Origin of the sequence: Pseudomonas sp. TNT2022 ID642 (assembly GCF_028656995.1) — a bacterium.
GTDB lineage: Bacteria > Pseudomonadota > Gammaproteobacteria > Pseudomonadales > Pseudomonadaceae > Aquipseudomonas.
This window is the reverse complement of sequence record NZ_JAMDGW010000001.1, coordinates 404,600-429,131: the sequence shown is the minus strand read 5'-3', so window position 1 is coordinate 429,131 and position 24,532 is coordinate 404,600. Positions and strand designations below refer to the sequence as shown.

Here is a 24,532-nt window from a genome sequence, read left to right as displayed (position 1 = left end):
ACATGATTCATAACGACGTATTGCGCAGCGTGCGCTACATGCTCGACATCAGCGACAAGAAGGTTGTCGAGATCATCAAACTTGGCGGCATGGAAGTAGCGCTCGCCGATGTAGTGACCTGGCTCGACAAGAAAGAAGAAGACGAAGAAGGTTTCGTGCGCTGCCCGGACGAAGTCATCGCGCACTTCCTCGACGGTCTGGTGATCTTCAAGCGTGGCAAGGACGAAAGCCGTCCGCCGCAGCCGATCGAAGTGCCGGTGACCAACAACATCATCCTGAAAAAGCTGCGCGTGGCCTTCGAACTGAAAGAAGACGATATGCACGCGATCCTCAAAGCCGCCGAGTTCCCGGTGTCCAAGCCTGAGCTGAGTGCGCTGTTCCGCAAGGTCGGCCACACCAACTACCGCCCGTGCGGCGACCAGTTGCTGCGCAACTTCCTCAAGGGTCTGACCCTGCGCGTTCGCCCGGCCTGATGCCTTTGTGCGGTGGCGACTGATGGTCGCCGCCGCAACGCATGACCGCTCATTCCCTCTGAAAATAGTGGCTCCGCTTTTCGCGGCTGACGACTAGGGTGTATTGATCCCTAGCACTCAGGACTCGCCATGCACCCGTATTTCTCCCTGCAAGGCCGCACCGCTCTGGTGACCGGCGGCACCCGTGGTATCGGCAAAATGATCGCCAAAGCCTTTGTCGAGGCTGGTGCCCGTGTCTATGTCTGCTCGCGCGATGCCGAAGCCTGCCATCAAACGGCTGAAGAACTCAGCGCTTTGGGCAAATGCCACGGCGTGGCGGCGAATCTGGCGACGGAAGAAGGCGTGCAGGAACTGGCCGCGCGCTTGGGCGAGCAGATCACGCATCTGGATATTCTGGTGAACAACGCCGGCACCACCTGGGGCGCGCCGCTGGAGAGCTACCCGGTCAAGGGCTGGGAAAAGGTCATGCAGCTCAACGTGACCTCAGTGTTCAGCTGCATCCAGCAGTTTCTGCCGTTGTTGCGCAAGGCCGGGTCGGCGGCGAATCCGGCGCGGATTATCAATATTGGTTCGGTGGCAGGAATTTCTTCGTTTGGTGAGCAGGCGTATGCCTATGGGCCGAGTAAAGCGGCCTTGCATCAGTTATCGCGAATTCTGGCTCGGGAGCTGGTGAGCCAGCACATCAACGTCAACGTGATCGCACCGGGGCGTTTTCCGAGCAAGATGACGCAGCATATTGGCAATGATCAGCAGGCGTTGGCTGAGGATACGGCGTTGATTCCGATGAAGCGCTGGGGGCGCGAGGAAGAAATGGCGGCGTTGGCGATCAGTCTTGCCAGCACCGCCGGGGCTTACATGACCGGGAATATTATTCCTCTTGATGGCGGGTTTAGCCTCTGATATCGGCAGCGCGACCATCGCTGGCAAGCCAGCTCCCACAGGGTTCTCGAGTGTCCGCACGATTTGTGTAAGGCACCAAAACCTGTGGGAGCTGGCTTGCCAGCGATGGCGTCCGCCCGACCACCGCCAGACTTGAGACGGGACGGGTTATCATGCCCGCCCTGCCCCGCTTCGAATGCAAACCATGACTTACAGCGTCTCCCCCATCGGCTTCGTGCGCTCCTGCTTCAAGGAGAAATTCGCCATCCCCCGCCAACCGCAACTGGCCCCCGCCGCCCGTGGCGTGCTGGAACTGGTGGCACCGTTCGATCAGGGTGACGCGGTGCAGGGCCTGGAACAGGTCAGTCATGTCTGGCTGCTTTTCCTGTTCCATCAGGCACTCGAAGACAAACCACGGCTGAAAGTGCGTCCACCGCGGCTGGGTGGCAACAAGTCCATGGGCGTGTTCGCCACACGCGCCACACACCGGCCAAACGGCATCGGCCAATCCGTGGTGAAACTGGACAAAGTCGAAGCCAACCGGTTGTTTATCTCCGGGATCGACTTGCTCGACGGCACACCGGTTCTCGACATCAAACCCTACGTGCCTTACGCGGACATCATTCCCGAGGCCTCCAACAGTATCGCCAGCGCCGCGCCGCAGTTGATTGATGTGCAGTGGACAGACTCGGCGCTGAAACAAGCGCACACACACGCTCAGCGCCTCGACGAGCCGTTGGTTGAGCTGATTGAACAGTGCCTGGCGCAGGATCCGCGTCCGGCGTATCAAACCCCGGCGCCTGAGCGCGAATACGGCGCGCAATTCTGGGATCTGGATGTGCGCTGGCATTACCCGACGCCTGAGCAGATCCGCGTGCTGGAAGTCATTCCAGCCATGGTCTGAAACCGCGCCCAATGTAGGAGCTGCCGCAGGCTGCGATCTTTTGATTTTGCTCTTCAAAAGCAAGATCAAAAGATCGCAGCCTTCGGCGGCTCCTACAGGTGAATGTCGCGGGCATAAAAAAGCCCCCATTGCCAATTCAGGCAATGGGGGCTTTTTCAGTGGGGCTTACTTCTCGACGAACGCACGCTCGATCAGGTAATCACCCGGCTCGCGCATCCGCGCCGAGATCTTCAGGCCGAAGCTATCAAGCACTTCGCTGGTCTCGTCGAGCATGCTCGGGCTGCCGCAGATCATCGCGCGGTCGTCCTGCGGGTTGATCGGTGGCAGGCCGATGTCGCTGAACAGCTTGCCGCTGCGCATCAGGTCGGTCAGGCGGCCCTGATTCTCGAAAGGCTCGCGGGTCACGGTCGGGTAGTAGATCAGCTTGTCACGCAGCGCTTCGCCGAAGAACTCGTTCTGCGGCAGGTGCTCGGTGATGAATTCGCGGTAGGCGACTTCGTTGACGTAACGCACACCGTGAACCAGGATCACTTTCTCAAAGCGCTCGTAGGTTTCCGGGTCCTGAATCACGCTCATGAACGGCGCCAGACCGGTACCGGTGCTCAGCAGATACAGGTGCTTGCCCGGGTTCAGGTCATCCAGAACCAGGGTGCCGGTAGGCTTTTTCGAGATGATGATCTCGTCGCCTTCCTTCAAGTGCTGCAGCTGCGAGGTCAGCGGGCCGTCCTGCACCTTGATGCTGAAGAATTCCAGATGCTCTTCCCAGTTCGGGCTGGCGATCGAGTAAGCGCGCATAAGCGGGCGGCCGTTGGGCTGTTGCAGGCCGATCATCACGAACTGACCGTTCTCGAAGCGCAGGCCCGGATCGCGGGTGCACTTGAAGCTGAACAGAGTGTCGTTCCAGTGATGAACACTGAGGACACGCTCGTGGTTCATGTTGCTCATGTACGTTTGACTCCTGGAGATTGGGTCTGCGCTGGCTTTTGAAGGCGACGGTGCGCAATTGCATCGCATTCTAATAGCGACGACAATATCTGTTAACTGGATTATTAAGATAAGGGTTATCGGTTATATCGATATGCGATTTACTCTCCGTCAACTGCAAGTCTTCGTCGCTGTCGCCCAGCAGGAAAGCGTATCCCGTGCTGCGGGTCTGCTCAACCTCTCGCAATCGGCCGCCAGCACCTCGATCACCGAGCTCGAGCGCCAATCCAGCTGCCAGCTGTTCGATCGCGCCGGCAAACGGCTGAGCCTCAACGCCCTCGGCAAACAGCTGTTGCCGCAGGCGGTGGCGCTGCTCGATCAGGCCAAGGAAATCGAAGACCTGCTCAACGGCAAATCCGGTTTCGGCTCACTGTCGGTGGGCGCGACGCTGACCATCGGCAATTATCTGGCGACTCTGCTGATCGGCAGCTTCATGCAGCGCCACCCGGAAAGCCAGGTGAAGCTGCACGTACAGAACACTGCCAATATCGTGCAACAAGTCGCCCATTACGAAATTGATCTGGGTCTAATCGAGGGTGATTGCAGCCACCCGGACATCGAAGTGCAGAGCTGGGTCGAGGATGAGCTGGTGGTGTTCTGCGCGCCGCAGCATCCGCTGGCGCAACGCGGCAGCGCGACCATGGAAGAGCTGACTCATGAAGCGTGGATTCTGCGTGAGCAGGGTTCCGGCACACGCCTGACCTTCGATCAGGCCATGCGCCACCATCGCAGTGCACTGAACATTCGTCTGGAGCTTGAGCACACTGAAGCGATCAAACGCGCAGTGGAATCAGGACTGGGGATTGGCTGCATCTCGCGGCTGGCGCTGCGGGACGCGTTCCGACGCGGCAGTCTGGTGCCGGTGGAGACGCCGGATCTGGACCTGGCGCGACAGTTCTACTTCATCTGGCACAAGCAGAAATACCAGACTTCGGCGATGCGCGAATTTCTCGATCTGTGCCGCGCTTTCACCGCCGGGGTGCAGCGCAGCGACGAGATCGTTTTGCCGACAATCGCTTAAAGCAGAATCACTGCCCACACCAGCGCGATCATGCTCAATGCCACGAACTGAGCGGCGCTGCCCATGTCCTTGGCGTTCTTCGACAGCGGGTGCAGCTCCAGCGAAATGCGGTCGATGGCCGCTTCCACAGCCGAGTTCAGCAACTCGACGATCAGTGCCAACAGGCACACGGCAATCAGCAAAGCCTGTTCGACACGGCTGACATTCAGGAAAAACGTCAGCGGAATCAGCACGACATTGAGCAGCACCAGTTGACGGAATGCCGCCTCACCGGTGAAGGCTGCGCGCAGACCGTCCAGCGAGTAACCGGAGGCATTGAGGATGCGTTTCAGGCCGGTCTGGCCCTTGAAAGGTGACATAAAGTAGAAACCAACCAAAAAGGAGTGGGAAAACTAGATCAACAAAAGTCAAAAAAGCGTGAAGACGCCAGCCATTATTGGCTCGGAATTGACTCAAGTTGTTGCAGCAGTAAAGCCGCTTGCGTACGGGTGCGCACATTCAGCTTGCGAAAGATCGCCGTGACGTGGGCCTTGATGGTCGCTTCCGACACGCTCAGCTCATAGGCAATCTGTTTGTTCAGCAGGCCTTCGCAGACCATGGTCAACACGCGGAACTGCTGCGGCGTCAGGCTGGCAAGGCCATCGCTGGCAGCTTTGGCTTCGTCGGAAACGGCAACGGCTTCGAACGCCTGCGGGGGCCAGAACACATCGCCATCAAGCACTTTGCGCACGGCTTCCTGAATCACGCTGAGGTCGCTGGACTTGGGAATAAAACCACTGGCGCCGAACTCACGGGATTTGACCATCACCGAAGCTTCTTCCTGGGCCGAAACCATCACCACCGGAATCTGCGGATATTGGCCGCGAAGCATGACCAACCCGGAAAACCCGAAAGCGCCGGGCATGTTCAGGTCCAGCAGGACCAGATCCCAGTCAGCCTTTTCGGTCAGGCGCGCTTCCAGTTCGGCGATGCTCGCCACTTCCACCAGTCGCACATCCGGGCCAAGGCCCAGCGTCACCGCTTGATGCAGGGCGCTACGAAACAGAGGGTGATCATCGGCAATCAGGATGTCGTATGTGGCCATTTTTCAAATGATCCTGTTTTTGATGGCAGACCCGGAGCATTCCGGTCTGGCCAAAGCAACTCAAGATGCCGCTTTCAAGCGATATCCACAGGGGCACGTTCAACGCCAATCAACAGCAAACACGGCGTTTCAAACCTTGGCCGCACCCTAAACGGCGCCAAGCATGCCCAGCGAAGACGGGGTGGTCAAGCAGCACGGCCGCCGCTGCGTACAGTATGGGCCACTATTGCGCCAACTCTGGCTGCGGCTTTCGTATATAGCGCAGCAACTCGGCGTGAGCAGGAGTGGACTCATTCATGTCGACCTGCTGTTTGGCGCCGAGGTAATGCTGGCTGAACACGTCGAAATAGGCGTCCAGCGCAGAGGCGGCGTCGCTGTCACCGGCCAGTTCCAGACACAACGCGGCGACTTCGGCAGTGCACAAGTGCTCGCTACGGGTCGAGCGGCGCAAGCGATAGCGCGAAAGTTTGTCGGGCAACAGGCTCAAGATCGGTAAACGATCGAAATACGGGCTCTTGCGAAAGATCTTCCGTGCTTCCGTCCATGTGGCGTCGAGCAGAATGAACAGCGGCCGCTTGCTGTTATCGATCGCGACGGTGTTGGTCACTCGCGACGGCTCCACGTATTCACCGGGAAACACCAGATACGGCTGCCACTGGGGATCGTTGAGCAGCGCCAGCATCTGCGGATCGGGCTCGGTACGCGACCAGATGAATGCGTGGTTATCGCGCACCACATCGGCAATCAGCCAACCGGTGTTGCTCGGTTTGAACACTTCCTTGCCGGTCATGATCAGGCATACGCCGGAACGCGTTTCGACGCTCGGCCGCCACGCGCACAGGCAATGGCTGATAATCACCCGGCAGTCGCGGCAACGCTCGGAGCGAAAGCCACGAGCCTGAATCGGCTTGATGCCTTCATCTTCGCGCTGATCGCGCAGACGGGCGACGGCGTTAGGGGCATGGTTCATCGCGGAAAACGCCGAAAAGCAGGAAAACTCGACACGAACAACACTCGGCAGGGCAATAAAGGCCGGCAGTTTACCAGAGCGACGGGCACAAGCCTGTACCCTCCCGACCGGCTCCCCTATAATTCGCCGCCACTGAACGCACAGTCACGTGGCTGGTCGAACCACCAGTCACTGAACCAGGAGAGTTTCATGCTGCGCCTTATCGTTCCCACCGCTGCCATTCTGCTGGCGTCGTCCTTCACCGCTCAGGCTGCATCCCTGAGTGAGCAGAATCTGAACCGCGAGCTGCGCAACGTCGCCGCCCAAAGCAGCGTCGGCACGCCACGCGCCATCAGTGAAGACATTCTTGATCAGGGCTTTACCGTTGAAGGCACTCAGTTGATCAACCACCTGAGCGTGCAAAAGAGCCACGCTGACAAGATGCGCGCTGACCCTAAAGCCGTGTATTTCCAGCTGGGCGCCTCGGTGTGCAACAACCCATCGTTCCGCAAGCTGATGGCCAAGGGCGCGATCATGCGTTACGACTTCACGGAAGTGAAAACCAATAAAGCGATCGGCTCCGCCAGCTACCAGGAATCGGATTGCCCGAAAGCCGGCCCGGCGAAGAAAAAGTAATCATCGCGAATTGGCGCGCCGCTGTTCATCCTCGGCGCGCAGTTCGGCCAGCAAGGCCTGTAGATAGTGCGAACGGCGCTCGCCGCCGGCCAAGCGCCGGCAGCACTCCTCTTCGAGACTGAGATGATTGGTCTCGGCTGATGCCTTCAACATTCGATACAGCTGCGTATCGATCTCCAGAATCACTCTGGCCATGTGTCCCGCCTCCTTGCCACCCGCAAATCCTTGAATAGCATGCACCTTGCGTACGCTCATGACGCAAAGTTGTCGTACGGCGCCTGTAAGTTAGTTAATCAGAGGCTTTGCTGTTCGGCGCACGTTCGGACGAGCGGTGAAGGAACCGGCGGAAAATCAATAAACGGTTGCCAGGCAAAACGTTGCGGCGCAATGATCAAGTCAGCGCGATTGCGCGCAAGGGTCTAGATTCAGAGTATTCCCGGTCATTTTTCAACGGCAGACAAGGAACTGCCGATCGTGTGTTTTTTGCAGCGCGGCACTGACGCCGCTCGTCAGGGCCAACCGCTCTGTGCAGAAGGAGACGTTGAATGCCTTACCAACCGAATGACCTCTTGAGCCGTCATTTTCAGGAAAGCGGTCCCGACCTCATCAGTAAGGTCGAAGAACAACTCAACCGTGTTTCCCCCAGCAGCCCGAATATCCCCATCTACCGCGACATGATCCTGACCGTGCTGCGCATGGCCCAGGAAGACCACAACCGCTGGAACGCCAAGATCACCTTGCAAGCCCTGCGCGAACTGGAGCAGGCCTTTCGGGTACTGGAGCAATTCAAGGGCCGACGCAAAGTCACGGTGTTCGGCTCGGCGCGCACGCCGGTCGAACATCCGCTGTATGCGATGGCCCGTGAACTCGGCGCAGCGTTGACCCGCTCAGGGATGATGGTCATCACTGGCGCCGGGGGCGGCATCATGGCCGCCGCGCACGAAGGCGCCGGGCGCGATCACAGCCTCGGGTTCAATATCACCCTGCCCTTCGAACAACATGCCAACCCCACCGTAGATGGCACCGGTAATCTGCTGCCATTCCACTTCTTCTTCACGCGAAAACTGTTTTTCGTCAAAGAAGCCGACGCACTGGTTTTGTGCCCCGGCGGATTCGGCACACTGGACGAGGCACTGGAGGTGCTGACATTGATCCAGACCGGTAAAAGTCCACTGGTGCCGGTGGTGCTTCTGGATGCGCCGGGCGGCACATTCTGGCAAGGCGCGATGGACTTCATCCGCCAGCAACTGGAGGAAAACCATTACATCTTGCCGACCGATCTGAAACTGATGCGACTGGTTTACACCGTTGAGGAAGCGGTGGAGCAGATCAACCAGTTCTACAGTAACTTCCACTCCAGCCGCTGGCTAAAGCGCCAATTCGTGATCCGCATGCATCACAAGCTCAGCGATCAGGCGTTGGCGCACATGCAGGAAGCATTCGCCGATTTGTGCCTGAGTGACCAGTTTCATCAACACGCCTACGCCGGCGAGGAACACGATGAAGCGCAGTTCAGTCATCTGGCGCGACTGGCCTTCGCCTTCAATGCCCGCACTCACGGGCGTCTGAGGGAGTTGATTGATTACATCAACCTGCCGGAAAACTGGGCTGATTCAAAACCGCAAACGGCGCAACGTTCGCGCGAACCCTCAAAAGTAATTTGAGGGCAAAAAAAAACGGCCCGCTATTTTCATAGCGGGCCGTTTTTATTGAATCGGTTAATCGTCCATGCCTCGACCGCCGAACAAGCGGTTGATCATCTCCATCGAGAACCCTCGATACGCGAGGAACCGGCCTTGCTTGGCCCGTTCTTTCGCATCAATCGGTAAATGCCCGGAGAACTTCCGGCGCCAGGTTTCCTGAAGTTGCTCCTGCCAGCTGATACCGCTTTCGCGCAGGGCGAGTTCGATATCGGCGCGCTGCAAACCGCGCTGGCTCAGTTCCTCACGAATCCGCAGAGGGCCATAGCCGGAGCGGGCGCGGTAGGAAACAAAGCTCTCAAGGTAACGGGCTTCGGAAAGCAGCCCTTCTTCCGTCAAACGGTCGAGGGCTGTTTCGATCATATCCGCCTCGGCGCCGCGCTGACGCAGTTTGCGCGTCAGCTCGACTCGACCGTGCTCACGGCGTGCGAGCAGGTCCATGGCGGTTCGCCGCACAGCGACGAGGGTATCGAGTACGGCGGTGGTCATCGCTGCAATCAGATGTCAGCGTCGGCCAGGTCGTCTTCAGTCTCTTTGACTGCAGAAGCCTTGGAGTCGATCACTGCAGGAGTCAGCAGTTTGTCACGCAGTTGCTTCTCGAGCTTCGCGGCGATTTCCGGGTTGTCTGCCAGGAACTTGGCCGAGTTGGCCTTGCCCTGACCGATCTTGGTGCCTTCATAGGCATACCAGGCGCCGGACTTCTCGACGAAACCGTGCAGCACACCCAGATCGATCATCTCGCCATTGAGGTAGATGCCTTTGCCGTAAAGAATCTGGAACTCGGCCTGACGGAACGGCGAAGCCACCTTGTTCTTCACAACCTTGACGCGGGTTTCGCTGCCGACCACTTCGTCGCCTTCCTTCACCGCGCCGGTACGGCGGATGTCGAGACGAACCGAAGCATAGAACTTCAGCGCGTTACCACCGGTGGTGGTTTCCGGGCTACCGAACATCACGCCGATCTTCATACGGATCTGGTTGATGAAAATTACCAGGCAATTGGCGTTCTTGATGTTACCGGTGATTTTACGCAGCGCCTGGGACATCAGACGGGCTTGCAGGCCCACGTGCATGTCACCCATTTCGCCTTCGATTTCGGCCTTCGGTACCAGTGCAGCCACGGAGTCGACGATGATCACGTCAACGGCGTTGGAGCGCACCAGCATGTCGGTGATTTCCAGCGCCTGTTCACCGGTGTCCGGCTGCGACACCAGCAGGTCGTCGACGTTGACGCCCAGCTTGCCGGCGTACTCAGGGTCGAGGGCGTGTTCGGCGTCGACGAATGCGCAGGTCGCGCCGGCTTTTTGAGCCTGGGCGATCACGGACAAGGTCAGTGTGGTTTTACCGGAGGATTCAGGACCGTAGATTTCAACGATACGGCCTTTTGGCAGGCCGCCAATGCCGAGCGCGATGTCCAGACCCAGAGAGCCAGTCGAGATAGCCGGGATCGCCTGACGGTCTTGATCGCCCATACGCATCACGGCACCCTTGCCGAATTGACGTTCGATCTGACCCAGGGCCGCAGCCAAGGCTTTCTTCTTGTTGTCGTCCATTAAAGTCCTCACGTAATCAATAAGGCCTGACGGCCAACACCTGTATAAGTAGCCAGTATTATTCCACAGCGTTCGCGGATCGCCTACCCCTGATTTTCGATTTCTCGTGCCGCTAGTCGCAGGAGCCCCTCTAGCGCGGCCTTCACCGTTTGTCGGCGAACGTCATCGCGGTTGCCGGAGAAGTGCTGAACCTCGCTGGTCACTGCCTCGCCAACGCCCCAGGCCAGCCACACCGTGCCGACCGGTTTGTTCGGCGAGCCGCCGTCCGGCCCCGCTACGCCGCTGACCGCCACGGCAAATCGCGCCAGACTTTTGTCCTGCGCGCCACGCACCATCGCTTCGACCACTTCGCGACTGACCGCACCCACCGACTCGAACAATTCACCCGGCACATTCAATTGCTGGGTTTTCTGTCGATTGGAGTACGTGACGTAGCCCGCCTCGAACCACGCCGAACTGCCGGGAATCCGTGTGATGGCTTCGGCAATCCCGCCACCGGTACACGACTCGGCGGTGGTGACGTGGGCATTGAGCAGTTGCAGACGTCGGCCAAGGTCGGCGGCCAGTTGAGTGATCTCTTTCACGGCGTGCTCCGGATCGTGTGGAATGCCTCCACCGTACACGACCCGGTTGCGCTTTCAATACACAGACTCATTCAAAATGTTCGGGCGCCAGCGCTCTGACATACGCCTGACACGCCTGCAAGGCGATCAGTCCACGGTCGCCGGTATCGGTGATGGCGACAATTCGTTGAGCATGCGCCGGGTCAAGTCGGGCGCGTACGGTTGCATGATCCACGCTGCCGGCGCCGGCGGTGGCTGGCACGTTGCAGCCTGGGGCAACGTCGCCAGCGTCGAGAAGGACTGACAGGCGCACATCAGCAGTGGCAAGGCGATCGCGCAGGCGATCCTGATCACGTTGGGCATCGCTCAGTGCTCGATAGTGGGTTTGTTCACTGGCGGCGAGTCGTTGTTCCAGCGCCAGGCGTTTATCCTGATCGGCCTGTTGCGCGGTGGCGGCGGTCTGCGTCAGTTGATTGAGGGTTTCGGCGTTTAACCGTGCCTGCTCGGCCAATTGCCGCCCGTAGCGCCAGTCCTGAAACTGCCAAGCCCCGGCAAAAGCACCAGCGGCCAGCAACAGGATGCCGATCATTCGCCAGGGGATTGGCATAGCACCGCCCTCGCCCGCGCCCAGATTTCCAGACGATCCTGCAAGCCGTTCAACCCGCCGTTGATGCGACGGGTAATGGTGTTGAACTCGTCGCGGTCGGCCAGTGCGTTCAAACCTTTCTGCTCCCAGAACCATGCCGCGGACTCGGCGGCCCATTGCGGTTGTTCGAGGAGTTCGGGCAACGACAGCAAACGCTCATCGCCGAACAGACCGAGGCTGCACTGGCGATAGTTCGAACGGCCAGTAATCTGGATCAACCCGCGTCCTCGATACTTTTGCCCGTCGCCGTCAGCCTCCGGCGTGTTGCCCAGACGCAAGGCCAACGTACCCGTGTCGTACTTGCTCAGGTATTGGTTGTTGCCCAACTCGCGCACGTAGCGCAATTGACCCGACTCGTGTCCGACTTGCGCAAGGAACGCCGCGATACGTTTCGGCGAATCGATATGGCGGCGTTCCATGGCACTGTTGAGCGCCGAAACAAAAACGCCCGCTTGGGAGCGGGCGTTGGGCATGATGTCGATAAGGTTGTTTTCAGTTATTTGCATAATGCTTGATCCTCCCTGGATATTGCCCCGATTGAATCACGGTTGACGGACAACAGCCCCCAGCCATTTTTTTGCCAGACTTGTCACTGAGCTGGCCGGGGCTGCGTTTTCGAGGGTTTCATTCAATGGCAGGACTTGGCCGCCAGATAACAGCCAGGCTTGATAGTCAAGCCAGTCGCGATTGGTTGGATCCTGCGGGATAAACGAAGAGTCCTCCGTGCGCAGTACTCCGCAAGTGGTCAGTTGATAGGTCATGGGTTCACTCCTAGATCTCAGCGTCCGCTGTCCATTCAATCTGCAATCCGTTACCGGGCTGACTGTTTACAGGCGTCACAGTGCCGATAGCGAAACTGCGCTGTGTCACACTTTGCACAATGGTGCCTGTGCAAGGCACTCCCTGCGAATAGTTCCAAATCTGATTACTTGCATTTCCAGGGCAATACAGGACAACAGTAGGCTGCACTCTTTTCTGAGTCTGCATGTCTACGACCATCCCGTATTGACCGGTATTTCCAGGCGCAGCCTGAGTAAACGAGACGATGCAGGTCCCAGTGCCGTTGTTTGCACGAATCGGTAAACGGTTGGCAAAAGACTTTTCGAAATAACGCTGACACAACGTCAATTCTTCGCCAGAAAGACGGTATTCGAATGGCGTGGAAACCGGTCCCTCTTCCAATTGCACCTGAGTCAGGTCGACGGTTTGCAAAACGTTGAGCGGCAAATCAAAAGCCAAGCGCAAATAATCATTGGCACCGAGCATTTTCCCCGCGATCGATGGCACCTGGAAGGTTGCGCTGTACTTGCCCCATGCAGTGCTCAATGGAAAAACATCGACTACTTTGACGACGGCTTCCGAACCACCATTGCCAAAGTACTGGCCGATCGTCACTTTCAATGAGCGTGTGGCATCGGAGCGCGCCCAAAAGGTCACGGTGGCGGTTCGTCCGGCCAGAGTCCTGACCGACTCAACGCTTTGGGAAATCTTGTGCTCGGTAGCGCCGACACCCGCTGAGGTTTGCTGCCAGCGTAAAAAATAACCCGGCTCGCCTGTCACTTCTGTCTGCCCCGGAGCAAAGTCCTGGCGAGAGATGGTCACGGCAGCATTGCCATTCCAGTCGCAGCGAAAACGATCCGCTACATAGCCACCGATATTTGGCCCTTGGTTGGTCGTGCCGCGCTGCCAGATATCGAACCCGCCATTGATCAGCACATTCCTGCGATACACCTGCACAGGAAACTGCTGTAGCGGATCAGGCCTGGACAATTGACGGATCGCCTGTGCCAGTTGATCGGTCTGGTTTTCATCGGGTTTCAGACCCGCTGCGGTAATCGCGCTGAGAATCTCTTGGGTAACACTGTTGCCCCAACTCGCAGGGATCAACGATCCCGGTGTTCCCGCGATGGCATCTTCATCGACAAACTTGCCGTCGACCAAGCCTGAGCCCGGGACGTTTTTTGGGTAATCCATGTATATCTATCCTTGATGGAAGGGCGAACCGCTCAGCCATGGGTCCGCAGCAAATCTTCAAGCCAGTCAGGTTCGACCGGGCGCGAGCGGGCATCCGGGAAGTCCGGCTGATTGGGCCAGTCGCGCAATGCTTGCCGGTAGGCGAGGAGCTCTTTGAACTCCTCGGTACGCAAGGTTGTGCCGCCGCCAACTTCAAGCTCTTCAGCATCGCGAAACACCAGCCATTGGGTGTTTTGAAGCACATGGTTGCGCCATGCACGCTCATCGCTGGCACGCTCTATAGGAGCAATGAGCGGATCGGTCAGCACAGGTTGGCCAGAGGCACTGGCACTGATGACTTTGCCGTTTGCCTGCCCGGCAAACAGCTCGGCGTATTGCGCCTGGGTGATTTCCACCGCGCCTTCAGGCAGTTCGGGAAGTGCACTGTCGACCCGATCAAAGCCCAGGCTTTGTGCATAAAAGTAAATCGTCATGCTCAGTACCCCCATACCAGAATGCGGCCTGAGATTCCCGGCTCGGCCTTTACACTTGAAGCCAGTACGTTTCGGACCCGAGCCACCACTGTCGTTGTCGTGGAGTTCGCACCGTCAAATGCCCAAACGGTGACGTTGGAGCTCCCCCAACCTGCCGGATAGCCTTCATTGGCAACACCGCCGAGGACAGCGTTGGGAAACCTGATCGGCAACGACACCGTCATGTTGCCATTCGCATCGGAGCCCCCCGTCACCCACTGCACGATCAAACCGCTGGGAAATTTTTGATATCCCGATGTAGCGAACTGCGCGGCATAATTGGCTGAATACTTCAGCGCAGCGGTGCCATACACCACCCACACTCCAGACTCCCTGACGAAGTTTGCACTCTCCCCATTGTTCATCACGATCGACGCCAGATAAGCCCCTTGCGGACTGATCTGCGCACCGGTTTTACTGGCCACCGTGACGGGCGCACTATTACGGCAATGCAGGCTGATCGTGGCGCCGCTCGGCACCGCAGCGGCATCCGGCAGCGTCACGGTGTAAGCCGCGTTGCCGCCCAGACCGATCGAGCAGCCAACGTCGGCCAAGGTCAATTGCGTGGCGGTGGATATTCCGCGAGCACTGGCATAACTGCCCAGCGCCCGCTGCACAAACTCGGACGTTGCTGCCGAGCGTCCGCCATCAAACTGCGGTGCGGTCATGAACAATGCCGGGCTGCGCAATGCTCCCAGCAACTGATTGTTCGACGATTCGTTCGGCGTCAGGCCGGCCGCCTGAACGACGTTAAGAATTTCTTGCGTGACGCTGTTGCCCCACGTCGCCGGGATCAGCGAACCGGGTTTACCGGCGATCGGGTCCTCATCGACAAACTGGCCATTGACCAGGCCGACACTGGGCACACTCTTGGGATAATCCAAGGTTTATCTCCTTAATCTGAAAATACATTGGGCGCAGGCCTCAGCCGCTTGAAGCGGCTAGCCACACCGAGGCCGAAGACCGGGAAACGGTCAAAGGAACAAACGTTTCCTTGTGCAGATATCAATCGGTCACGACAGCGCCGGGAATTGCCGGCCAAGTGACGCCCTCGGGAAAGCCGCCCTGCTTTTCAATGCGGTTCAGCTCTACGCTGTAGAGCTTCCATTCCATCAGCAAAAGCTGTTCGTCATGGCTGGCATCGCCGATGTCTTCGGCGTACTGCAGGGGCGCGATTCTCAGCACGGCATCGCGAAGCAACGCATCACGTTTAGCGAGAATGACGCGTTTGCGATCCGCCAGTTGCGCGATGTCATCGACCCGCCAGGCGTGATCCACCCAGATGTGAAAGCCACCCGGCCAAGGCAACCGGGTGAAGCCCTCCGGCAATTCGCCAAGCGCGTTCCAGGTTTCCCGAATGCCTGTGTCAGTGCGATAGACATCCCCACGACAATCGATCTTCTGTTGCAACGAACCCTTGTCATAGGCCCAGGCAAACCCCTCAGGCGCTGGGGAGAGTTCGATGCTCAGCGTCACCGCATTGCTTGGCAGTTGCAGACCGATCCCGGGCACCAGCGGAAACTCGACAGGCCCGGTCAATGCACCGCTGTCATCTATCAGATAATTGAACATGTGCACCTCAGATCAGTTTGATTCGCGCGGGATAAGCGATGTTTCGCGGTCGGGTTTCGCCAGCGAAATTGCCGATATTGCCGATGTAGGCATCATTGTCGAATGCAGGGTTGGGATAGGTCGTTGCCACCGTTGCTGAAGTCGGTAAAAAATTGACGTTGGTGGTAACGTCCCAGGCGGTATCCGGAATCGCTGGAGCAGGCTTGAATGTCGCCCCGGTTCCCGTCGGCAGATAATGGTTGTGGCTTTGCAAAGCGTGCATTTGCAGACTGCCTGTTACACGTCCAGCATCAACGTTTCTGTTCTCACTCAGCACCCGCAAAAATTCGCCCCGAATCTCGGGAATTCGAAAGTTCGAAGCGCCATCGCCACTGGTCCAGCCACCTTCTCTGCCCACTCGGGCCGCTTCGGTCGTCAATGCCCCGGACGCCTGAGCAAAATCCCACAGCCACGGCCATTCGGCCCGCTTGAACAGATCACCGTTGGGAACGCCATAACCACCCGGGTTAAGCGTTGTGGTGGTCTCGAACAACGGGCGGCCCAAGGCGGTATTGTCGAAGCGTCCGATCGGCCACCAGCTCCCGGCTCCGTCACTGCGCAGATGCCACCAGTCACCTCCCCCCATCAACACCAGAAACGGATAACCGCTGGCCGACAGGTAGGTGTGAAAGCGAATCCTGTCGGTGCCGGATGCTTGAACAACGAGGCGATTGCCGCTGTTGTCGACACGACGAAGAATCACATCGCGTACACCCAGAGCAAGATCCGCCGGAGGTAAAGTCAGGGTCACGGGAGCGGGACTGCCATCGATCAAAACGAGACCGAGTTCCTGCTCGGCCAGTGACTTGGAAGCTGCAAGCCGGGTAATCACCGAACGCATCGGACTAGCGCTACCAACAATCGATTGAATCGCCTTGAATAGTTGGCCGGTATCCGTCTCGGAAGCCACCAACCCCCCCCCTGTAATCACACTCAGAATTTCCTGAGTGACACTGTTGCCCCAAACCGCCGGAATCAACGAACCCGGCGTTCCCGCCACCGGGTTTTCATCGACGAAACGACCATCGACCAGACCGACGCTGGGGACGCTTTTTGGATAGTCCATAATTGGTTTTCCTGTACCTGGAATATTGATAGGCGATGCCGACAAAGCAGCATCCAGTCACTCGGCAGTCATCCAGGCAGGCTTTTTCGGTCGAGAGCGTTTGGCGGGAAATTTCTTCGCTTGGGGCCACTTGCGCAGCGCCTGCAGGTAGGTCAGCAGCGTCAGGTATTCAGCGTCGGACAGCGTGGTGATCTTCATCAGTTCCACTTCGTCACGGTGACGATCGCGCAACCAGACAATCCGGTTGAATTCCTGATCGCGCCACGCCTTGGCTTCGGCCGATGTTTGCTCTTCAGAAAGAGCTGTCGACTCGACCAGGATCGGCAGACCTTGCTCGTCATGGGATCGCTCGGTACCCGCTACAGGATTTGCGATGACCGACTCATAACGCGCCTCGTCGATTTCAACGGCATCGTCTGGAAGGCTGGTGTGATAACCCGACAAATAGGTGTTGCCGGTGGTGCGGCTATAGAAACGTTTCATTTCAGTTACCCACTCCCAGGACAGTGACAAAACCGGAGCCACCGGAATTACTCAAGACTTGAACCTGGCTGGGATCAAAGTAGGTCACCAAGGGTGGAGTGACGATATCGAAAAAGGGTGCGTTGCCGCTGTGCGAGTAACTTGCCCAGGTAGCGGCGCACTGGGTCTTGAAAGCCACCGGCCAGGGTTTTGCAACATAGGTTTTATCTGTAGCGATGGTGATCATGACCCACTGAATCATGAAGCCCCCCAACCAGCTCGGAAAAGCGATATAGCCGTTCGCGCCAATGCTGTAGGAAACACCAAACCAGAGTTTTTTCGGCGTGACGAAAGTGGTGTCATCCGTCCCCGCATTGACCTGGGCTTGAGTCGCGATCCGCGCCCAGCCAAAAACCGTTTCAGTGGCTTGCACCACTTTCTTTTCGATCGCCTGGAACACCCGCTGCGGAGTCATCAGACGGCTGCTGCTGGTACCCGCCTCGGCCTCATCCTTGCTTGCCAGAGAATCACTTTTGTTCTTTTCGACAATTGCCGAAATCGCCGCTTTGAGTTGCGTAGTGTCGCCCTCGTCGGGGGCTAGTCCGGCGGCAGTGATCACATTGATGACTTCATCGGTAACGCTGTTGCCCCATCGCGCCGGAATCAATGAGCCCGGCGTTCCCATCAATGGGTTTTCATCAACAAATTTGCCATTCACCAGCCCGGAACTGGGCACACTCTTCGGATAATCCATCCCCTCATCCCTCCCTAGTCATAATTGATGTGCACCTTAGTATGCGCCGGCGCACTGCGGTGAATCAGGCATTCCAGTGCAGAGCCCGGGTTGACGCCGAAACGCTCGCCCCAGTAGCTCGCGCCGTAACGCCGGCCTAGCAGCAAGCGTCCGCCAGTATTGAGCGTCCACATGAACTGCGCCTCCCACGTGCCCCAATGCGCCGAGCCGAAACGCGAGCGGCCCATGCGCGGTGCTTCGAGTTCGGTGATGGTCGCGTTGGGGTAACCCTGGCTTTTGGCGATGTCGATGTAGTAACCGACAGCCTGGCTGCCGACCGCCAGCAAGCGTCGGCGTACGGCGAGGCGGCGGTCGTCGAACAGCGGTGTGGCGCCCAAGCACGGGTCGGGCAGGTTCATCACCTGTTCCCAGTCCGGCACCAGTTCGCTGACGCCGGCCGGGTCCATCTCGTTGAGCAGGTCGGCGGCGCGGGCATCGAGGCGGGCCAGTTCGACGGCGACGCCTTGCAGAACTTCTTCCAGTTCCGGCACGCGCTCCGGGTCCCACGCCGGGCCGCTGGGCAGCAAGGCGCGCAATTGCGCCTGATATTGCGCGGCGGTTCTTATGCCCCCCATACGCAACCTCCGAAGGTCAGCAGTTCGCTTTGCCCGGCGGGCACGTCAGCGGCTGGCGCGGTCAGCGTGTGATCGTACTCACCACCAGCGCTGCTAATGGCTTCGCGGATATGACTGATCAGCAACGGCACACCCAGATCGGCTTCGCGGTTGTGCAGGTCGCGCAGTTGCGCCTCAACCGCAGCGCGCACGGCGCTGGTGTCCGGGTTGACGCTCTTGAAGCGATACACCACCGGCACCTGAATCGGCCGCTGCACGTGCACTTCCGCGGTCACCGGACGCAGCGGTTCGATGTACGCCTGAACCTCCGCCAATTGCTCATCGTTGGGCACCGGTTGCGGGTCTTCATCACGCATGATGAACACCGTCACCGTGCCCGGCCCGAGCAGGCCGCCACGACACCAGGCGCGGGTCACACCCGGCACTTCCAGCGCCCAGGTCTCGTAATCACTGGCCGAGCCGCCATGGGGAATAACGCGGTAAGAACGAATCACCCGCGAGCGCAGCGACTCCAGACTTTCCCGTGCCACGCCGCCGCTGAGTCCCGGCGCCAGCACGACAAAGCTGTTGCCGACCACACCGGCAATCGGCTGCACCGGTGTCAGCGCCAGCCCGGCGTCGGCATTGCCGAGGCTGCCGGCATCCAGAGCGGCGATGGTGGTGGTGTTGCTGCCATTAGCCGTAGTGCGTGCGGCGGTGACTTTGTAGGTGCGGCCGTCATTGGTTTGCAGCAGCGTATCGACGTCCAGCACCGCGCCTGCAGTAGCGGTAAAACTGACGCTGCCGGTGGCCACTTGCGCGGGTTTGCGCGGTTGATTCAGACGTAGAGCGGCAATGCGTTCCAGGGTCGACTCATCGGCTTTATCGGGCAGGATCTGCTCGGCAATCCAGTCGAGATAACCGTACAAACCATAAGCTGCGCCACCGAGGGTACGGGCCAGCACTTGCGCATCGGACTGGCGCAGCGAATCGCCGGCCAGGTCGCTTTGGGTGCGTTTGATCAGCACCGGCAGCGAAGGGGTTTCAAACGGCATAGATCACCTGCCAACTGTTATCGGGGTTGATGTCCAGACGTTCGCCGTCGGCCAGGGTCAGGACCGTGCGCAGGTTCAAACGCTGGGCGTCGAGGCGTTCGCTGATGATGTCGATGGCGCTGCAGTGGCCGTCGTCGATCAGCCATTGCAAGGCTTCGCGGGCATAGAACTCGGCGTCCATCTGCGTTTGTCGGGTCAATTTCACCCGGCGCAGCAGCCATAGCCGTGAGCCGATGCGGTCGTCGGCAACGGTGGGAAATGTGTCGCCCCACCAGCCGAAACGTTCGTCGTCGTCGAGGGCGTCGTCATCGGCGGCACGGCGCCAGGTGAACAGGCTGATGAGCACGGCGCGGGTCAGTGCGGCGTGGAGGTTCTGACTGATGAACATCATTTGCCTCCCGCCGGCGCGCCGGTCTGGCCGCTGCCGGCCTGTACGCCGACATGCACGTGTTTAATCTGGCTGATGCCACCGGCGAGTTGATCGCCGCTGGACACGATCTTGCCGGTCTGATTGATCACCGGCGTATCGAAGTTCACCGCGCTGCTCGCGCGGATGTTCAGCGTGGCGGTTTCGATGTCGATGATCCGCCCACGCTTGAAGTGAATCTTGTCGCCCTCGTCGGTGTAGATCGCCACTTCGCCCGATGCCAGCGATTGCAGGCGATAGCGGCGGTCGGCGATGACCAGAGCGATGGCGTGGGAACGGTCGCCGCCGATGAACGTGACGACCCCTTCCGCACCGGCCAGCGGGTGGCTGGTGAAACCGTAGGGTTCGAAATGCTCGAGGTCGTCGTTCACTTCGCCGGCGGTGAGGCGCATTTGCAGCGATTGCAGCTTGGATGCCGAATTGGCGAGCACGACAGTGCCGCGCGCCAGCAGGCGTGTCAGTAGGCTCATGCTTGGTTCCTGTAAGAAACGGGCCGACGTCAAAAGATCGCAGCCTTCGGCAGCTCCTACATGAGATCGGCGTACACCTGTAGGAGCTGCCGAAGGCTGCGATCTTTTCAGGGCCTATGTGGTTTTTTTCGGGGGGCTGGGATTGGCATCGAAGGTATGCGGCGGCGCCACTTGCAGCGTGGTCACCGAGCCTTGTGCCGACAGCGAATAAGTGACCTTGGAGATCAGCATGTCGCCATCGAACCCAAGCACCGGATCCGTGACTTTGACCAGCGTGTTGTGCCGCCAAAGATCACCGTTGGCCTGGCGCCAGCCCTGCACCCGATACGTGGTGGTCTGCGCCCGCCCCATACGGGTGGCGCACTCCCACTGGGCGCGTTGCTGGGCCAGTTCGAACGTCAGCGCGGTGCCCTCGTTGATGATGGTGGTGCGTCGACGTTTGAAGCTCAGATCGGTCGCGCTGGATTCAACCTCGCTGACCGCCGCCCCGCTCTTCTTGTCCGAACCTTTCTGCTGGCCGATCACCCGGTATTCGGAGAACACCTGGCTCTGATCCATGGGGGCGTTGGCCGACAGGATATTCTTGCCCAGCTCCAGCGCATCACTGGCCCGCCCACCGCTGCCAGGCTTGGCCAGCACCAGCCGGCCCTGCTCGTCATCGGTGGAAAACACCCGGAACAGCGAGAGTAACCGGTCGATCGACTGGAACACCGTTTCACCCGGCACGATGGTGTGCTTGGCGAGCCGCGCGGTTTCGGGAATTTCATTGACCACCATCAGCCCGTACTCCATCGCCAGCGCCTGCACGATGCTCAACAGCGGTTGCTCCTGCCACTGGTTCGGCTGGTTTCTGGCGGCGCAATCGACCAGATCCTGGGTCTTGGAACTGCCCTCGATGCTCAGGCTGATCTGACGTCCGTCATAGCTGATCGGCGCCTTGAACACGTAGCCGGTGAGCACCAGATCCTGGCCGATTTTCACTTCGCAGGGGTCACCCGGCTTGATCCGCTGGTCCACCGTCTGCCCCGGCCACTGCCAGGTGATGTCAAGTTTGAACGTGCGGAACTGGCGCTCCAGATCGGCCGTGATTTCCACGCTTTTCCAGCCGCCGTATTCCATGTTGTTGACGGTCAATGTGACGCGGTTATCCATCTCGCTCATGGCTCACTCCCTGGACACTTTCACGTCGTTGGGTGAAAAGCCCGGATGGTTCATCGCGTTACTCTGAGTCACTTGGGTCACCCGTGTCGCATCGGCAAATTGCTTGTAGGCCACAACCAGCGCCGGCAGGCTTTCCTGGAACGATTTGGTGACCTGGCGCACACCGGATGACGCCACTGCCTTGAGATGCGCCAGCAACGCTTCCTTGACATCGTTGATTGCCTGGTGGTGCTTGGGATCGGCCTTGTCCAGCATCGGGTCAATGGCCACCCCGACAGCTTTCTGCAGCGCTTTCATTTCATCGGTCACCGGTACTTCCGGACGGGTCACGGGTTGATCCGCCTGCTGCGCCACCGAAGGTGTCGACGACAGTTTCACTGCGGGGGTCGCCACTGGCATCGACGCCACCCACTGCGCCACTTTGACCAGCATCGTGTCCTGCACCAGATCGGCCATGGCTTGCGCCGCAGCATTGGTGTCCTTGCCGGTGGTGATCTTCGGCGCATCCGCCTTGCGAATCGCTTCGAGTTGTTGCGACACGTCGGCAATCACGCCACGGTAGCCCTCCTTCGCAAACTCCTTGAGCTCCTTGATATCGCCGAGCAGGCCTTTGAACTCCGCCGCCACTTCCTTGGGCAACTCCTTGACCGCTTTGACCAGTTCGGTGATCTGCCGATATTGCTCGATCAGCGGTTTGAGCTGCTCTTTGATCACCTCATAGACTCCGGTCAGGCTGTTGCGCAGATTGGCGATGCCGATCCGCGCAGCCTTGATAAGCGTCATCGCCTGTTCGAAGCGTGCCACCGCCGAACCCAACAGCGTGTCGGCCTTGGCCAGCAACACTTTCTGTGTGCTGACGGTAGCGGTCGGAAACGGCAACGGTTGGTCTGGATAGAACTTCAGGGTAAAGGTCACCAACCCGCCGTCCTGGCGGGTGTGGGTCATGTCGCATTCACCGACCTTGACTTGCAGGCGCCCGAGCCACGGATGCACCAGTTCACCACTGCCCGCCTCCAACGCCTTGAGCAACTTGTCGCGCTGCTCCAGGCAATCGGCGCCAATGATGAATGCGGTGACATCGTGAATCCTGGCCTGCTGGCCGAGATCTTCGAAATACGGCAGGTCGCGCTGCGGATACTCGTGCAACTGACCTTTGCGACCGACCGGGGTTTTCGCCTGATCGATCCAGAAACCGACACCGCGAAAGGATGCCGGCAACAAACGGTCACGCCAGTTCATTGGAACCTCCTGCCGACAGCGAGCGATAGCCAATGCGCGAAGACAGCGCCAGGCCCGGTTGATTGCTTTGCGGTTGATCGGTACGCAACCCGGCCGGCGCATTTTCGAAGCGCACGGTCAAGCCGCCTTCGAGTTGCGTGCGGTTGTTGGCTGCGCTTTGTTGAATCAGTGCGCCGGAGCTTTGCGGCAGTGAGCCGCTCTGCAATGCACCGTTACCCGCTGCTTGCGGCGTTGCTCCGAAGAACGCCGGCGCCAGCTCTCCTTTGCCTTCGGCATTGGTCTGGCGTTGCGCTTCGGTGAACGTTTCAACCTTGCCGGTAACCTTGGCGATCAGTCCGGCAAAGCCGCCGTCGAACAGCTCTTTGATCGGCGCAATCACGGTTTGCAGCTTTTGCCACAACTCGCCGAACCACTCGGTGATCGGCCCCCAGTTCTTGATGATCTGCCCCAACGGTGTCCATTCGAACATGTTGTGCAGAAACTCCAGCACTGGCGCGGCCAACGCCTGCACCACGCCCCACAGCGCCGAAAACACTTCGCTGATCGGCTGCCAGTACATCGCGATCTGTTCCAGCGGCGACCATTCGAACAGGCTCTGGAAGAAGCCTTTGATCTGCTGCGCCGACGCTTGCAGCGCGGCCCAGATCGGTTCGAAGAAGGTCACGATGCTGCCCCAGTTGTTGACGATCATGCCCAGCGGGGAGTAATCGAACAACGTGCCAAAGAAGTCCTTGATGGCTTGTGCCGCCGGTTGCAATGCCGTCCAGATCGAGGCAAAAAATCCGGTGATCGCCCCCCAGTTGTTGATGATCATCCCCAACGGCGTCCAGTCGAACAGACCTTTGAGGAACGCCATCACCGGCACACTCAAGGCCTTGAGCAAGTCCCAGATCGCCGAAAACAGACCGGTCAGCGGCGCCCAGTTTTCCAGGATCATGCCGGCGGGCGTCCAGGAGAACACCGATTTGAAGAAGTCGATCACTGGCGCGGTGACCGCTTTGACCTTGTCCCAGATCCCGGAGAAGAATCCCGCGATCGGTGACCACAGCGCCGCCAGTGCATCCAGCGGTCGCCAGTCAAGGATCGAGCGCAACGTCGCCATCGCACTCACACCGATATTTTTCACGCCCTCCCACATGTCCTTGAAGAAAGCGCTGATCGGCGTCCAGTTGGCATAAATCAAACCGGCCGCCAGCGCGATGCCCATCGCGATCAGCATGATCGGGTTGGTCTTGAGCACCATGCTCATCACGTCCATCACCTGAGTCATACCCGTGACGGCGGTTTGCATGGCGGAGAAAGCAATCGCCCCCGCCGCCAGGCCTTCGACCAGTTTCGGGTTGTCGGCGAGTAGGCTGCCGACCTGGGTCAGCATCGGTTCCAGCCCGACCACCAACGCCCCTACCGCCGGCACCAGCGCGGCGTCGACGGCCGCCGAAACCTTCTCCATCGACGCACTGAACACATTCATGTTTTGCGCAGCGACTTTCGGTGTGGCGGGCAAGTCGACGGTTTTTGCCGTGTCGCCCACTTCGGTCAATTTGCCCTGAAACGCCGCCGCCGATTTGATCCCGTCCACGAACGGCGTGATCACACTGCCGCCCTTGAACAGCCCGCTGATGTCCAGTTTGTCGAGGCCGACCTGCTCGAGATTTTTCTTGAAACTGCCGACCTTTGCCTGAAGGGCGCCGAGCTTGGACGATAGCTCATCGATGCCCGTGATCAGCACCGGAGTTTTTACTTTCGTTTCTTCGTCTGCCATCACTGCACCTGCTGCATCGCATTGATCCGTTGCGCGTGCTCCAGCGATTCGCGG

At 59.1% G+C, this 24,532-nt stretch carries 32 protein-coding genes; 7 read left to right on the top strand and 25 right to left on the bottom strand.

The features are described 5' to 3' along the window. Positions 1-2 precede the first annotated feature (2 nt). The 3 genes from M5G26_RS01995 (at position 3) to tsaA (ending at position 2,256) form a co-directional block, all read left to right on the top strand. A complete protein-coding gene (locus tag M5G26_RS01995; RefSeq protein WP_007908719.1) occupies positions 3-473 on the top strand; it encodes a DUF1456 family protein in 471 nt (156 codons plus the stop codon). 129 nt (positions 474-602) lie between these two features. Beyond that, entirely contained in the window at positions 603-1,373 is a 771-nt protein-coding gene (locus M5G26_RS01990) for an SDR family oxidoreductase (RefSeq protein ID WP_093436415.1), read from the top strand. Positions 1,374-1,557: 184 nt separating this feature from the next. Next, a complete protein-coding gene (tsaA, locus tag M5G26_RS01985; RefSeq protein WP_273914308.1) occupies positions 1,558-2,256 on the top strand; it encodes a tRNA (N6-threonylcarbamoyladenosine(37)-N6)-methyltransferase TrmO in 699 nt (232 codons plus the stop codon). Positions 2,257-2,421: 165 nt separating this feature from the next. On the opposite strand, the gene fpr is transcribed toward tsaA, so the two are convergent. Next, positions 2,422-3,201, bottom strand: a complete 780-nt coding sequence (gene fpr, locus M5G26_RS01980) for a ferredoxin-NADP reductase (protein WP_007908723.1) — start codon at positions 3,199-3,201, stop codon at positions 2,422-2,424. A gap of 133 nt (positions 3,202-3,334) precedes the next feature. Here fpr and M5G26_RS01975 point away from each other — a divergent pair, with 133 nt between their 5' ends. Further along, positions 3,335-4,261: a LysR family transcriptional regulator gene (locus M5G26_RS01975; RefSeq protein ID WP_038358063.1), complete on the top strand. Its 927-nt coding sequence runs from the start codon at positions 3,335-3,337 to the stop codon at positions 4,259-4,261. Here M5G26_RS01975 and M5G26_RS01970 read toward each other — a convergent pair. Both M5G26_RS01970 and erdR read right to left on the bottom strand, forming a co-directional pair. Beyond that, a complete protein-coding gene (locus tag M5G26_RS01970) occupies positions 4,258-4,620 on the bottom strand; it encodes a diacylglycerol kinase (protein WP_003222276.1) in 363 nt (120 codons plus the stop codon). The genes M5G26_RS01975 and M5G26_RS01970 overlap by 4 nt on opposite strands. A gap of 74 nt (positions 4,621-4,694) precedes the next feature. Next, positions 4,695-5,345, bottom strand: a complete 651-nt coding sequence (gene erdR, locus M5G26_RS01965) for a response regulator transcription factor ErdR (protein WP_093436424.1) — start codon at positions 5,343-5,345, stop codon at positions 4,695-4,697. Between erdR and M5G26_RS01960 the strand changes: the two genes are divergently transcribed. Continuing rightward, positions 5,338-5,496 (top strand): hypothetical protein, encoded by a 159-nt coding sequence (locus M5G26_RS01960; RefSeq protein WP_157786312.1) that lies wholly within the window; start codon positions 5,338-5,340, stop codon positions 5,494-5,496. The two genes, erdR and M5G26_RS01960, sit on opposite strands and share 8 nt — an antisense overlap. A 72-nt stretch (positions 5,497-5,568) precedes the next feature. Here M5G26_RS01960 and M5G26_RS01955 read toward each other — a convergent pair whose 3' ends face one another. Continuing rightward, positions 5,569-6,315 (bottom strand): tRNA-uridine aminocarboxypropyltransferase, encoded by a 747-nt coding sequence (locus M5G26_RS01955; protein WP_273914307.1) that lies wholly within the window; start codon positions 6,313-6,315, stop codon positions 5,569-5,571. A gap of 189 nt (positions 6,316-6,504) precedes the next feature. On the opposite strand from M5G26_RS01955, the gene M5G26_RS01950 reads away from it, so the two are divergent. Beyond that, positions 6,505-6,930 (top strand): PA3611 family quorum-sensing-regulated virulence factor, encoded by a 426-nt coding sequence (locus M5G26_RS01950; RefSeq protein ID WP_008077172.1) that lies wholly within the window; start codon positions 6,505-6,507, stop codon positions 6,928-6,930. Here the strand turns inward: M5G26_RS01950 and M5G26_RS01945 are convergent, their stop codons facing one another. Further along, positions 6,931-7,125, bottom strand: coding sequence for a hypothetical protein (locus M5G26_RS01945; RefSeq protein ID WP_034154934.1), 195 nt, complete (start codon positions 7,123-7,125; stop codon positions 6,931-6,933). It lies immediately after the preceding gene. A gap of 350 nt (positions 7,126-7,475) precedes the next feature. Between M5G26_RS01945 and M5G26_RS01940 the strand changes: the two genes are divergently transcribed. Beyond that, positions 7,476-8,594, top strand: coding sequence for a TIGR00730 family Rossman fold protein (locus tag M5G26_RS01940; RefSeq protein WP_273914306.1), 1,119 nt, complete (start codon positions 7,476-7,478; stop codon positions 8,592-8,594). Between the two features lie 54 nt (positions 8,595-8,648). Here M5G26_RS01940 and recX read toward each other — a convergent pair whose 3' ends face one another. The 20 genes from recX to M5G26_RS01840 form a co-directional block, all read right to left on the bottom strand. Further along, positions 8,649-9,119, bottom strand: coding sequence for a recombination regulator RecX (gene recX / locus M5G26_RS01935; protein ID WP_273914305.1), 471 nt, complete (start codon positions 9,117-9,119; stop codon positions 8,649-8,651). A gap of 8 nt (positions 9,120-9,127) precedes the next feature. Then, the gene (recA, locus tag M5G26_RS01930; RefSeq protein WP_007908746.1) at positions 9,128-10,183 is read right to left on the bottom strand and encodes a recombinase RecA; all 1,056 of its coding nucleotides are present in this window, start codon (positions 10,181-10,183) and stop codon (positions 9,128-9,130) included. An 83-nt stretch (positions 10,184-10,266) separates the two neighbouring features. Next, on the bottom strand, positions 10,267-10,767 hold the full coding sequence (locus M5G26_RS01925) for a CinA family protein (protein WP_273914304.1): 501 nt from the start codon (positions 10,765-10,767) through the stop codon (positions 10,267-10,269). A gap of 67 nt (positions 10,768-10,834) precedes the next feature. Next, positions 10,835-11,353, bottom strand: a complete 519-nt coding sequence (locus M5G26_RS01920; RefSeq protein WP_273914303.1) for a lysis system i-spanin subunit Rz — start codon at positions 11,351-11,353, stop codon at positions 10,835-10,837. Next, positions 11,332-11,898 carry a glycoside hydrolase family 19 protein gene (locus M5G26_RS01915; RefSeq protein ID WP_273914302.1) on the bottom strand — a complete coding sequence of 189 codons (567 nt, stop codon included), beginning with the start codon at positions 11,896-11,898 and terminating at the stop codon, positions 11,332-11,334. The genes M5G26_RS01920 and M5G26_RS01915 overlap by 22 nt, the downstream gene beginning before the upstream one ends. 36 nt (positions 11,899-11,934) lie before the next feature. After that, positions 11,935-12,153 carry a hypothetical protein gene (locus M5G26_RS01910; RefSeq protein ID WP_095119244.1) on the bottom strand — a complete coding sequence of 73 codons (219 nt, stop codon included), beginning with the start codon at positions 12,151-12,153 and terminating at the stop codon, positions 11,935-11,937. 10 nt (positions 12,154-12,163) lie between these two features. Then, the gene (locus M5G26_RS01905; RefSeq protein ID WP_273914301.1) at positions 12,164-13,366 is read right to left on the bottom strand and encodes a carbohydrate-binding protein CenC; all 1,203 of its coding nucleotides are present in this window, start codon (positions 13,364-13,366) and stop codon (positions 12,164-12,166) included. A 32-nt stretch (positions 13,367-13,398) separates the two neighbouring features. Then, positions 13,399-13,839 (bottom strand): phage tail assembly chaperone, encoded by a 441-nt coding sequence (locus M5G26_RS01900; protein WP_273914300.1) that lies wholly within the window; start codon positions 13,837-13,839, stop codon positions 13,399-13,401. A 2-nt stretch (positions 13,840-13,841) separates the two neighbouring features. Then, the gene (locus M5G26_RS01895) at positions 13,842-14,762 is read right to left on the bottom strand and encodes a gp53-like domain-containing protein (RefSeq protein WP_273914299.1); all 921 of its coding nucleotides are present in this window, start codon (positions 14,760-14,762) and stop codon (positions 13,842-13,844) included. Between the two features lie 121 nt (positions 14,763-14,883). Next, entirely contained in the window at positions 14,884-15,450 is a 567-nt protein-coding gene (locus tag M5G26_RS01890) for a tail fiber assembly protein (protein WP_273914298.1), read from the bottom strand. Positions 15,451-15,457: 7 nt separating this feature from the next. Then, positions 15,458-16,555 carry a phage tail protein gene (locus M5G26_RS01885; RefSeq protein WP_273914297.1) on the bottom strand — a complete coding sequence of 366 codons (1,098 nt, stop codon included), beginning with the start codon at positions 16,553-16,555 and terminating at the stop codon, positions 15,458-15,460. 57 nt (positions 16,556-16,612) lie between these two features. Continuing rightward, complete coding sequence (locus tag M5G26_RS01880; protein WP_141128791.1) at positions 16,613-17,038, bottom strand: phage tail assembly chaperone; 426 nt, start codon at positions 17,036-17,038, stop codon at positions 16,613-16,615. Between the two features lies 1 nt (position 17,039). Further along, on the bottom strand, positions 17,040-17,771 hold the full coding sequence (locus M5G26_RS01875; protein ID WP_141128792.1) for a hypothetical protein: 732 nt from the start codon (positions 17,769-17,771) through the stop codon (positions 17,040-17,042). A 14-nt stretch (positions 17,772-17,785) separates the two neighbouring features. Further along, entirely contained in the window at positions 17,786-18,385 is a 600-nt protein-coding gene (locus M5G26_RS01870) for a YmfQ family protein (protein WP_122608703.1), read from the bottom strand. Then, positions 18,373-19,419, bottom strand: a complete 1,047-nt coding sequence (locus M5G26_RS01865; RefSeq protein WP_273914296.1) for a baseplate J/gp47 family protein — start codon at positions 19,417-19,419, stop codon at positions 18,373-18,375. Before M5G26_RS01865 ends, M5G26_RS01870 begins: the two co-directional genes overlap by 13 nt. Beyond that, positions 19,409-19,807 (bottom strand): phage GP46 family protein, encoded by a 399-nt coding sequence (locus tag M5G26_RS01860; protein ID WP_134176877.1) that lies wholly within the window; start codon positions 19,805-19,807, stop codon positions 19,409-19,411. Before M5G26_RS01860 ends, M5G26_RS01865 begins: the two co-directional genes overlap by 11 nt. Further along, positions 19,807-20,316 (bottom strand): phage baseplate assembly protein V, encoded by a 510-nt coding sequence (locus tag M5G26_RS01855; RefSeq protein ID WP_122600811.1) that lies wholly within the window; start codon positions 20,314-20,316, stop codon positions 19,807-19,809. Before M5G26_RS01855 ends, M5G26_RS01860 begins: the two co-directional genes overlap by 1 nt. 114 nt (positions 20,317-20,430) lie before the next feature. Then, complete coding sequence (locus M5G26_RS01850) at positions 20,431-21,477, bottom strand: phage baseplate assembly protein (RefSeq protein ID WP_273914295.1); 1,047 nt, start codon at positions 21,475-21,477, stop codon at positions 20,431-20,433. 3 nt (positions 21,478-21,480) lie between these two features. Further along, positions 21,481-22,716 (bottom strand): DNA circularization protein, encoded by a 1,236-nt coding sequence (locus tag M5G26_RS01845; RefSeq protein WP_077571352.1) that lies wholly within the window; start codon positions 22,714-22,716, stop codon positions 21,481-21,483. After that, positions 22,703-24,478, bottom strand: a complete 1,776-nt coding sequence (locus M5G26_RS01840; RefSeq protein ID WP_273914294.1) for a phage tail protein — start codon at positions 24,476-24,478, stop codon at positions 22,703-22,705. The genes M5G26_RS01845 and M5G26_RS01840 overlap by 14 nt, the downstream gene beginning before the upstream one ends. Positions 24,479-24,532 lie beyond the last annotated feature (54 nt).